Origin of the sequence: Gordonia sp. SCSIO 19800, assembly GCF_018132775.1 — a bacterium.
Classification (GTDB): Bacteria; Actinomycetota; Actinomycetes; order Mycobacteriales; family Mycobacteriaceae; genus Gordonia; species Gordonia hongkongensis.
This window is the reverse complement of sequence record NZ_JAGRQM010000016.1, coordinates 116430-126779: the sequence shown is the minus strand read 5'-3', so window position 1 is coordinate 126779 and position 10350 is coordinate 116430. Positions and strand designations below refer to the sequence as shown.

General features: G+C 69.6%; 9 protein-coding genes. 3 read left to right on the top strand and 6 right to left on the bottom strand.

Annotation, left to right across the window (positions count from 1 at the left end; all coding sequences use genetic code 11):
- Positions 1-205: 205 nt before the first annotated feature.
- Genes meaB through KB201_RS17600 form a run of 3 tightly spaced genes read right to left on the bottom strand, consistent with a single transcriptional unit; the run spans position 206 to position 5438 of the window.
- Positions 206-1219 (bottom strand): methylmalonyl Co-A mutase-associated GTPase MeaB, encoded by a 1014-nt coding sequence (gene meaB, locus KB201_RS17610; RefSeq protein ID WP_211539984.1) that lies wholly within the window; start codon positions 1217-1219, stop codon positions 206-208.
- A complete protein-coding gene (scpA, locus tag KB201_RS17605; RefSeq protein WP_211539983.1) occupies positions 1219-3495 on the bottom strand; it encodes a methylmalonyl-CoA mutase in 2277 nt (758 codons plus the stop codon). The genes meaB and scpA overlap by 1 nt, the downstream gene beginning before the upstream one ends.
- The gene (locus KB201_RS17600; RefSeq protein WP_211539982.1) at positions 3492-5438 is read right to left on the bottom strand and encodes a methylmalonyl-CoA mutase family protein; all 1947 of its coding nucleotides are present in this window, start codon (positions 5436-5438) and stop codon (positions 3492-3494) included. The genes scpA and KB201_RS17600 overlap by 4 nt, the downstream gene beginning before the upstream one ends.
- A gap of 145 nt (positions 5439-5583) precedes the next feature.
- On the opposite strand from KB201_RS17600, the gene KB201_RS17595 reads away from it, so the two are divergent.
- The 3 genes from KB201_RS17595 (at position 5584) to KB201_RS17585 (ending at position 7680) form a co-directional block, all read left to right on the top strand.
- A complete protein-coding gene (locus KB201_RS17595) occupies positions 5584-6366 on the top strand; it encodes a TVP38/TMEM64 family protein (protein WP_058250402.1) in 783 nt (260 codons plus the stop codon).
- 82 nt (positions 6367-6448) lie between these two features.
- Positions 6449-7054: a hypothetical protein gene (locus KB201_RS17590; protein ID WP_078112398.1), complete on the top strand. Its 606-nt coding sequence runs from the start codon at positions 6449-6451 to the stop codon at positions 7052-7054.
- Positions 7051-7680 carry a hypothetical protein gene (locus KB201_RS17585; RefSeq protein ID WP_078112397.1) on the top strand — a complete coding sequence of 210 codons (630 nt, stop codon included), beginning with the start codon at positions 7051-7053 and terminating at the stop codon, positions 7678-7680. The genes KB201_RS17590 and KB201_RS17585 overlap by 4 nt, the downstream gene beginning before the upstream one ends.
- Before the next feature lie 7 nt (positions 7681-7687).
- On the opposite strand, the gene KB201_RS17580 is transcribed toward KB201_RS17585, so the two are convergent.
- From KB201_RS17580 to KB201_RS17570, 3 genes are all read right to left on the bottom strand, one after another.
- Complete coding sequence (locus tag KB201_RS17580) at positions 7688-8920, bottom strand: SPFH domain-containing protein (protein WP_065632229.1); 1233 nt, start codon at positions 8918-8920, stop codon at positions 7688-7690.
- A 46-nt stretch (positions 8921-8966) separates the two neighbouring features.
- Positions 8967-9395 carry an NfeD family protein gene (locus KB201_RS17575; RefSeq protein ID WP_058250399.1) on the bottom strand — a complete coding sequence of 143 codons (429 nt, stop codon included), beginning with the start codon at positions 9393-9395 and terminating at the stop codon, positions 8967-8969.
- Positions 9396-9477: 82 nt separating this feature from the next.
- Positions 9478-10305, bottom strand: a complete 828-nt coding sequence (locus KB201_RS17570) for a DUF3097 domain-containing protein (protein ID WP_078112396.1) — start codon at positions 10303-10305, stop codon at positions 9478-9480.
- Positions 10306-10350: the final 45 nt, after the last annotated feature.

The window sequence follows — 10350 nt, the reverse complement described above, 5'->3', positions numbered from 1 at the left end:
TTTGCGGCGGCGATCACCGGCGGAATGAGGTCGACAGATCTCGTCCATGACACCACGGTCAGCCACGAAGCAGGTCAGACCTCACCCCCGACAATCACCACACCCATTCTCACTGCCACGAAGGGCCTGGTGATACACGTTGCGAAGCCCTTCGTGGCTCGCTTCGCTCACACCTCAGGGAGCAGGAGTAGGTCGTTCTTGCGGTTTAGGGAGCAGAGTGAGAGCGCTCGTCGAACGCGTCCACGATCCGTTGCGCGGCGAGGGCCGGGGTCAGCGACCCGTCCCGCAGTTGCTGCTCCACGTCGCCGCTGATCCCGCGCACGGCGGGTGAGTCACCGAGCCGGGACAGCACGATGTCGTTGACCATCGCCCAGGTCCAGTCGATCTGTTGCTGGTTGCGGCGGGCGGTGAACTCTCCTGCCGCGGTGAGGGTCTCGTTGTGGCGTACCACGGTCTTCCAGAACTCGTCGACGCCGGTGTTCTCGATCGCGCTCATGGTCAGCACCGGCGGCATCCACAGCGCGTCGTGCGGGTAGATCAGCTTCAGCGCGTTCTTCAACTCGCGTGCCGCGCTCTTCGCCTCGTTGAGGTGTTTGCCGTCGGCCTTGTTCACCACGACCACGTCGGCGAGTTCGAGGACACCTTTCTTGATGCCCTGCAACGAATCCCCGGTGCGGGCCAGGGTGAGGAACGTGAACGTGTCGACCATGTTCGCGACCGTCACCTCGGACTGCCCGACGCCCACCGTCTCGACGAGCACGACGTCGAAGCCGGCCGCCTCGACGAGCACGATGCTCTCGCGGGTGGCCTTGGCCACGCCGCCGAGCGTGCCCGACGTCGGCGATGGCCGGATGTAGGCGTTCTCGGCCGTCGACAGCCGGCCCATTCGGGTCTTGTCGCCGAGGATCGAGCCCCGCGTGCGCGTCGAACTGGGGTCGACGGCGAGCACCGCCACCTTGTGGCCCAGCTCCAGCAGGTGCATACCGAGCGCCTCGATCGTCGTCGACTTGCCCACGCCGGGGACGCCGGTGATGCCGACGCGGAACGACTTGCCCGCGTGCGGCGTCAGCTTCAGCAACAGCTCCTGGGCGGCGGCCCGGTGATCGGCGCGCTTGGACTCGACGAGCGTGATCGCACGCGCCAGATCGGCGCGGCGATCGGCCAGGACAGCGTCGGCCAGCGCGTCGACGTCGATGGGACGTCGCGGTTGGACCGCCATCAGTTCGCGGTCGCCCCGGGCAGTTCCAGGCCGAGGGTGTCGGCGAGCTTGCCGATGAGTTCCACGGCCGAGTCGGCGATGACCGATCCGGGCGGGAAGATCGCGGCGGCGCCGGCCTCGTACAGTTCGGCGAAGTCGCCGGGCGGGATCACGCCGCCGACGACCACCATGATGTCCTCGCGGCCGACCTCGCGCAGCGCCTCCCGCAGGGCCGGGACCAGCGTCAGGTGCCCGGCGGCCAGCGACGACACACCCACCACGTGCACGTCGTTGTCGGCGGCCTGCGCGGCCACCTCCTCCGGCGTGGCGAACAGCGGGCCCACGTCGACGTCGAAGCCGAGGTCGGCGAACGCGGTCGCGATCACCTTCTGGCCGCGGTCGTGACCGTCCTGGCCCATCTTCGCGACCAGGACACGCGGCTGGCGGCCCTCCGCCTCGGCGAACTGGCGCACGGCCTCGATGGCCGCGTCGATGTTGCTCACCTCGCCCGCCTCATGTCGGTACACCCCGCTGATCGTCTTGATCTCCGCCTGATGGCGACCATAGACCTTCTCGAGTGCCTCGGAGATCTCACCGACCGTCGCCTGGTGCCGTGCTGCCTCGATGGCCAGGGCCATCAGGTTGTTCTCCAGGCCACCCTCCGACGACGCGGCGGCGCCGGTGAGATCGGCCAGGGCCGCCTCGACCGCAGCCGAATCGCGTTGTCCGCGAAGCCGGTCCAGCTTCTCGAGCTGCTCGGCGCGCACCTTCGAGTTCTCGACCTTGAGGACCTCGATCTCCTCGTCGTCGGCGACCTGGTACTTGTTCACGCCCACCAACGGCTGCTGGCCGGAGTCGATACGCGCCTGGGTGCGCGCCGCGGCCTCCTCGATGCGCAGCTTCGGCAGGCCCTCGTTGATGGCCTGCGTCATGCCGCCGGCCTCTTCGACCTCGCGGATGTGCTTGCGCGCCTTCTGCGCGAGCTGATGCGTGAGCCACTCGACGTAGTTCGAACCGGCCCACGGATCGATCGGACGGGTGGTGCCCGACTCCTGCTGCAGGAGCAGCTGGGTGTTGCGCGCGATGCGGGCCGAGAAGTCGGTCGGCAGCGCGATGGCCTCGTCGAGGGCGTTGGTGTGCAGCGACTGGGTGTGACCCTGTGTGGCGGCCATCGCCTCGACGCAGGTGCGGGCCACGTTGTTGAACACGTCCTGGGCGGTCAGCGACCAGCCCGAGGTCTGCGAATGTGTGCGCAGCGACAGCGATTTCGCGTTCTTCGGATCGAACTCGGCGACGAGCTCACTCCACAGCAGACGCGCCGCACGCAGCTTCGCGACCTCCATGAAGAAGTTCATGCCGATGCCCCAGAAGAACGACAGTCGCGGGGCGAACTTGTCGATGTCCAGGCCGGCCTCGAGTCCGGCGCGGATGTACTCGACGCCGTCGGCGAGCGTGTAGGCCAGCTCCAGATCGGCCGTCGCCCCGGCCTCCTGGATGTGATAGCCGGAGATCGAGATCGAGTTGAACTTCGGCATCTTCTGGCTGGTGTATTCGAAGATGTTGGAGATGATCCGCATCGACGGCTTCGGCGGATAGATGTAGGTGTTGCGGACCATGAACTCTTTGAGGATGTCGTTCTGGATGGTCCCGGCCAGTTTTTCCGGCGGCACACCCTGCTCCTCGGCGGCCACGACGTAGAGCGCGAGGATCGGCAGCACCGCACCGTTCATCGTCATCGACACCGACACGCTGCCGAGGTCGATCCCGTCGAAGAGCTGACGCATGTCGAGGATCGAGTCGATCGCCACACCGGCCATGCCGACGTCACCGGCGACGCGCGGATGGTCGGAGTCGTAGCCGCGGTGGGTCGCGAGGTCGAATGCGACCGACAGTCCCTTCTGGCCGGCCGCGAGGTTGCGGCGGTAGAAGGCGTTGGATTCGGCCGCGGTCGAGAAGCCGGCGTACTGGCGGATGGTCCACGGCTGGTTGACGTACATCGTCGGGTACGGGCCCCGGATGAACGGTGCGGCACCGGGAACGGAATCGAGCGGGTACGGATGTTCGGCATCGTCGAGGACGGCGTCGCGCTCGGCGCGCGTGTACACCGGCGTGACGTCGATCTGCTCCGGGGTGCTCCAGGTGACCTGGTCCACCGAGTATCCGTGCGCCGAGGCGAGTTCCTCGGCGACCGCGGCCGCGGCACCATCAGCGGTCGTCGCACCGGTGTCGTCCGATGTCAGACCGATTCCGGCGAAGTTCGGAATCGTCTGTGTCAGATCGGGTTCGGTCTGGGTCATGCCGTTGCTCCCGCCGTCTTCGGGGATGTCGAGACCAGCTGGTCGAGAAGGTCGCCGAGGGTGCTCACCGCATCGATGCCGACGCGCAGCGAACCGTCGGGACGATCGTCGCCCTCGGGCCATTCCTTGTCCGGTCCGGCGAGGAGCACTGTCGACAGACCGGCCGCGCGAGCGGCCGCGAGTGCGGCGGGCCCCTCTTCGGCATAGCGCGCCTTGGTTCCGCAGAGGACCGCGATCGGGGTGTTCGCCCCGGCCACCGCGTCGCCGACCTTGTCCGCGGTCAGCGGGCCGGGGTTGACGACGGTGATGCCGCCGGCACCCAGGAAGTTCGCGACGAAGGTGGTGCGGCCGTTGTGTTCGGCGACGCTGCCGAGCGGGATGAGCAGGATCGACGGCCGTGCACCGTGCTCGGCGAGCACGACGTCGGACCGGTCCCGCAGTTCCTCGAAGGCGCGTCCGATCCGCGCGAGGCGCGGCGTACCGGTGACGACGTCGGTGACCGCGGAAGCCGGGGCCCCCGTCGTCTCCGACAGTGCGCGCTCGTCGATGTTGGGGAACTCGTTGACGCCGGTGACCGAGATGCGGCGATGCGCGACCTCGGTGTCGCGGCGAGCGAGGGAGGCGTCGACCTTCTCGGCGATCCAGCCCGTGTCGAGCGCGACACGGTAACCGCCGGCGGCCTCGACCTCGGTGAACACCGTCCAGGCGTTCGTGGCGAGATCGTCGGTCAGGGACTCGACGAACCACGAGCCGCCCGCCGGATCGAGGACGCGTCCGATGTTGGACTCCTCGAGCAGCAGCAGCTGGGTGTTACGGGCGATGCGTCGCGAGAAGGACGCGCTCGAGGTGCGCTTGTCCGCCGGGATGGTCGCGTCGTAGCCCAGGACGGTCAGCTGGTCGGCGCCGCCGACCCCGGCTCCGAATGCCGCGATGGTGCTGCGCAGCATGTTGACCCACGGGTCCCGCTGGGAGTACATCGACAGATCGGTCACGCCGTGGGTCAGCGCTCCGCCGACCTCGGGTGCGCCGACGACCTCGGCCACCCGAGCCCAGATCTTGCGCAGCGCACGGAATTTCGCGATCGTGGCGAATTGGTCGTCGTCGGCGGAGACGCCGAAGGTGATCTGACGCAGCGCGGCCTCGGGTGAGAGGCCGGCCGCGGTGAGGTCACGGAGGTGGGCGACCGCGGCCGCCACCGTCAGTGCGAGTTCGAGGCCGTTGTCGGCACCGGCGGTGGCGAAGTCGCTGCCGTCCACCCGGAAGGTACGGACCCCGTCGGGCAGCCCGGATGCGGCGAGCGCCGTGGCCTCGTCGGGATCGACGGTCGCCCGGCCCGAGAACGCGGCCGTCAGCGGCGACAGGCCGAAGGAGTGGACGGTGGCCGCCGTCGGAGCGGCGGCGACCGGAGCGGCCTGGGCCTTTTCCTTCAGGCCGAGCAGTTCGCGAGCCGCCGCGATGCCCTCGGTGCCCGCATCGAGGGTCACCGGCACCAGATCGAGGTAGACGCCGCGCAGCGCCGTCGCGAGGTCGGCGACCCCCAGCCCGTCACCGGGCCTGCTCACCGAGAGCCAGAGACCGCTCGTCCCGTTGGCCATCGCCTCCAGGATGAGCCCGTTGAGATCCGCCGCCGGCGTCGCGTCGTCGCCGAACCGTTCCGTGACGCGCCAGCCGGTGGTGACGTCACGCACGGGGTCGGCGCCGCGGACGAACGGGAAGCGACCGGGGACACCGGGCTCGGCGAGTTCGTCGCGACGTGTGTAGAGCGGCCGGATGGTCAGCCCATCGGCGGTGTCGGTCGAGAGCAGCGCCTCGGGTGTGTCGGGCAGCTCGTCGACGTCGACGCGTCGCGACTTCGCCAGAACGGCCGCGGCGGCCGTCGACCACGCCTGGTAGGCGTCGTCGAGTTCTGACTCGGGTTTGGGCTGGTCAGTTTGCTGTGGCATGTGGGGAAGCACACCTCCGTGAATGCACTGTGATGAGCGCGTACACGACACTAGCCGATCGCTCGCTCGGCTCGGCGTCGAGGTCGGCGTGACGTGGCGCACTCGGGGACCCGGTACACCGCTGGGCCCAGCGTAGAGTGTCCGGGTGCCCGATCGATCCGCTGTCAGCGAGGATGTCGCCGGCCCGACCGCGGCCGACGCGGAGATCGCGGACGCGGCGAGCGCCGGAGACGGTCACCCGCCGACGTCGGGCCGTCGTCGGGCCGATCGACGGATCCTGCGCCGGGCTCTCGTCGCCGCCGTGCTCCTCGCCGCCGTCCTGGCCGCGTCCTACTTCGTCCCGCTGCCCTCGATCTCGAGCGTCCGCGACTGGGGCGCGGATCTGGGACCGGCCTTCGTGTGGTTGTTCTTCCTCGCCTACGCGGTCGTCACCATCGCCCCGATCCCGCGGTCGACGTTCACGGTGATGTCCGGGATCTTCTTCGGACCGCTGGTCGGTTTCGCGGGGGCGATGATCGCCTCGTCGGTGGCGGCGGTGGCAGCCTTCGTCCTGGTCCGCCGAGTCGGACGCGACCGCGTGCAGCCGTATCTGAAGGCACCGGTGGTCCGTGCCGTCGAGTACCGGCTCGAGCGTCGTGGCTGGTTGGCGGTCGGGTCGCTGCGGTTCATCGCGGCATGCCCGTTCTCGGTGGCGAACTACTGCTCGGCTCTGTCCTCGGTGCGTCTCGCGCCGTACGCGATTGCCAGCATCCTCGGTATGGCCCCCGGCACCGCGGCGGTGGTCATGCTGGGCGATTCCCTGACCGGTGACACGCATCCCCTCCAGCTCGCGGTCACCGGTGGCCTCTTTGCGATCGGCATCGCCGGTCTGGTGCTCGACTCCCGCCTGCCGGTCTCGTCGTCGAACGCGACAAGCGCAGCGACTTGATCCTCGGGGATCAAGTCACCTAGCGCGATCCCATCCAGTCAGGGGACTTGATTCACAGCGATCAAGTGCATAGCCTTGAGTGATGTTCGTACTCACCGTCGACCAACGCGGGAGTCGCCACGACATCGACCGGGTGGACGCCATCCTCACCGCTCTCGCATCGGTCCAGACCGTACGGGCCTTCGAACGTACCGCGGGCGACGAGATCCAGGGAGTCCTCGCCGATCCGGTGACGGCCGCCCGACTGGCCGTCGAACTCACCGCCGAGGGTCACTGGAGTGTCGGCATCGGCGCCGGACCGGTCGACGAGCCTCTCCCCCCGTCCACCCGGGCCGGGCGCGGGCCTGCCTTCGTCCACGCTCGCGACGCCGTCGAGGCCGCCAAGCGGCAGCGGGTCCCCCTCTGTGTCCGCGGCCCGGAGACTCGCTGGTCCCGTCACGCCCAGACGGCCGGCCGTCTCATCGCCGATGTGATCACCGCGCGCAGTGCCGCCGGCCGGGAGGCGGTGGAGCTGATGCGCCGCGGCCTCACCCAGGTCGAGGCCGCCGCCGAACTCGACATCACGCCACAGGCCATGAGTCAGCGGCTGCGGACCGCGGCGTGGGATCTGGAATCCGATTCCCTCGGCCTCGTCGCCGACGCGCTCGCCGAGGCCGACCGACACAGCCCGTCCGGAGGATCGGCATGACCACCGCAGCGATCACCCTTCTTCTCCTGACCGCGCTGGCGACGCCGACCTGGGCGCTCGCGACGCGGGAGAAGCGCAACCACGCGCCGGTGTCCGTCGTACGCAGACTCGACGTCATCGGAGCCGTCGTCCTGCTGGTCCTGGCCGGGGTGACCGCCGTCCTCGCCGCCGTGGCAGCGCCCGCCACGGGCTTCCTCGCCTCGGCCGTCCCGGTCGTCGCCGCGCTCGCGGCGATCACCGGCGGCGGACCCGTGGTCCGGACGGTCCTCGTCGCCGGCGGGGTCGGCCAGCGCACGGGGCCCGGACCCGATCCGGAGGGGTCGCCGGATGACGGATCCGGGGACGACACCGACGCTCCCGACTCCCCGGCGCCCGCCCCGGCCGACCCGGCCGAAGCCGGGCCGTTGCGCGGCGGCCGGGTGATCGGATACCTCGAACGCCTCGCGGTCGTCACCACGTTGATGGCGGGGTGGCCCGAAGGCCTCGCGATCATCCTGGCCGTGAAAAGCCTCGCCCGCTACCCCGAGCTGCGCGCCCCGCATGCGGCCGAGCAGTTCATCATGGGCACCTTCGCCTCGGTGATGTGGGCGGTCGGCATGGCGGGCGTCGAGCACCTCATCCGCTGAGCCGTTCTCAGGTCGTGGGCTCGGCCGGCCCCGGCTCCTCGGGCTGTACGGGCTGGGACCACGCACCATCGGTGAGCTCGGCCGGCTCGGACCCCACCGGCGACGCATGGCGCGACGCGCGCGACGCACGAGCGGTGATCTCGGGCGCGACCGGGGTGCGGGCCACCGCCTCCGCCTCGGCAACGGCCTGGGCGACCTTGGGATCGGAGGCCATCGAGAACCAATCCTCGGTCTCCGAGTCGTCGATCGGCGAGGGCGGCGAGTCGGCCGGCTCGTACCGGAACACGCCGTCGTCTCCCTGGACACCGAAGGATTTCGCGAAACCCTGGAGGGCCGAACCGAAGTCGGACGGCACCACCCACACCTTGCTGCCCTCGCCCTTGGCCATCTCGGGCAACTGCTGCAGATACTGGTAGGCCAGGAGTTCCGGGGTCGGCTTGGCCGCCTTGATCGCCGCGAAGGTCTTCTCGATCGCCTTCGCCTCACCCTGGGCGTTGAGGTACGACGCGGCGCGGTCGCCCTGCGCCCGCAGGATGCGCGACTGCCGATCCGCCTCGGCAGCGAGGATCGCGGCCTGCTTGGCACCCTCGGCGGCGAGGATCTGCGACTGCTTGTTGCCCTCGGCGGTCTTGATCGCCGACTCGCGCTGGCCCTCGGCCGAGAGGATCGTCGCCCGCTTCTCGCGGTCGGCCTTCATCTGCTTCTCCATCGACTCCTGGATCGACGGCGGCGGCATGATCGACTTCAGCTCGACGCGCGCGACCCGGAGGCCCCAGCGGCCGGTCGCTTCGTCGAGGACTCCGCGCAGCTGGCCGTTGATGGAATCGCGGGAGGTCAGGGTCTCCTCGAGCGTCATCCCGCCGACCACGTTGCGCAGCGTCGTGATCGTCAGCTGCTCGACGCCGGCGATGTAGTCGTCGATCTCGTACACGGCGGCCCGGGGATTGGTGACCTGGAAGTAGACGACGGTGTCGATGGACAGCGTCAGGTTGTCCTCGGTGATGACCGGCTGCGGCGGGAACGACACCACTCGTTCACGGACGTCGACGCGGGCGCGGATGCGGTCGATGAACGGCAACAGCAGGGTGAGTTGGCCGGACACGGTGCGGGTGTAGCGGCCCAGTCGCTCGATGACCGCGGCCTCCGCCTGCGGGATGAGCGCGACGGACTTGACCAGCATCACCACCACGAGCAACACGAGCAAAACGATGACGGTCAGGCCGAAGATCTCGTACTCCATGGTCACCTTCCAGCGTTGTCGTTCGGCGGTGTCGCGGCGGCCGCATTCAGGCGCGCCACACCACCGCGGTCGCGCCGTCGATCTCCACGACGGTCACGTGGGTTCCGGGTTCGAGCACCTGGGTCGGGTCCATCGTGCGGGCCGACCACACGTCGCCGCCGATCTTGACGCGTCCGTCATGGGCGTCGACCTGTTCGGTCACCACCGCCGGCCGACCCTCGAGCGCCTCGGTGTTCATCAGGACCGCCGGACGGTTCAGCATGTGCTTACGGGCGATCGGACGGACCGCAACCAGCAGCAGCACCGAGACGAGCGCGAAGACCAGCCCCTCGACCCACAGCGGCGTCTCGAACGCGAAATCGACACCGGCGGCCGCGAATGCGCCCCCGGCGAGCATGAGCAGGACGAGTTCGCCACCGAACATCTCCGCGACCACCAGGACGATCGCGGCCGCCAACCACAGCAGGGCGCTCATGGGTCCAGTCTGCCAGAGATGTCCGAACCGCCTTCGGCGCTCACGACGCGGGTGGGCCCCGGTGGGCGTCAGGCCGTGTGCGTCACCTGGGCTCTTCGGCCGCGGTCACGAAATCGATGAGTTCTTCCACCGACCGCAGCAGAGCGACCTCGAGATCCCGGAAACTGCTCACCCCGCCCAGCACCCGGCGCCAGCCGTCACGAGGGTCCCCCCAGCCGAGCTCGGCACACACCCCGGTCTTCCAGTCGGTGCCCCGCGGGATGTGCGGCCACGCCGGGATCTTCACCGACGCCGGCTTCACCGCCTCCCAGACGTCGATGTAGGGATGCCCGCACACGAGGACGTGCTCCCCGACCTCGGCGGTGAGATGTGCTTCTTTGGAACCCGCCACCAGATGGTCGACGAGGACACCGGCCCGGCGATGCGGTGCCGGCTGGAATTCGTCGAGTGCCGCCTCGAGGTTGTCGAGGCCGTCGAGGCTGACGACGACCACGCCCTCCGCGCGGAGGTCGTCACCCCACACCCGCTCGAGGAGTGTCGCGTCGTGCACGCCCTCGACGAAGAGCCGGCTGGCGCGCGCGGTCCGCGCGCGGGCGCGAGGGGCTGCTCGCGATCCCGACGCCGTCATGGCCGGCTGCTGCGGGCCTCTGGTGCGCGGCCGTACGAGCGTCACCGGCCGACCGTCGATGAGGAACGCGCCGGGGTGCATCAGGAACACCCGCGTCTGACCTCGCCGGTCCTCCAGCCGGACGAGATCGCCGGCGTAGCTCTTCTCGAGCCCGACGACCGCACCGCAGAAGCCGGTGGCGGCGTCCTCGACGACCAGATCGCGATCCGCGGCGACCTCCGCGGGACGCGGCTTCGCCCGACGGGGCTGGGAGAGCACATCGCGTCCGTAGCGGTCATCCATCGCACACCACCATCTCTCGATCGGTCATCTCGTGATCACGCCGCC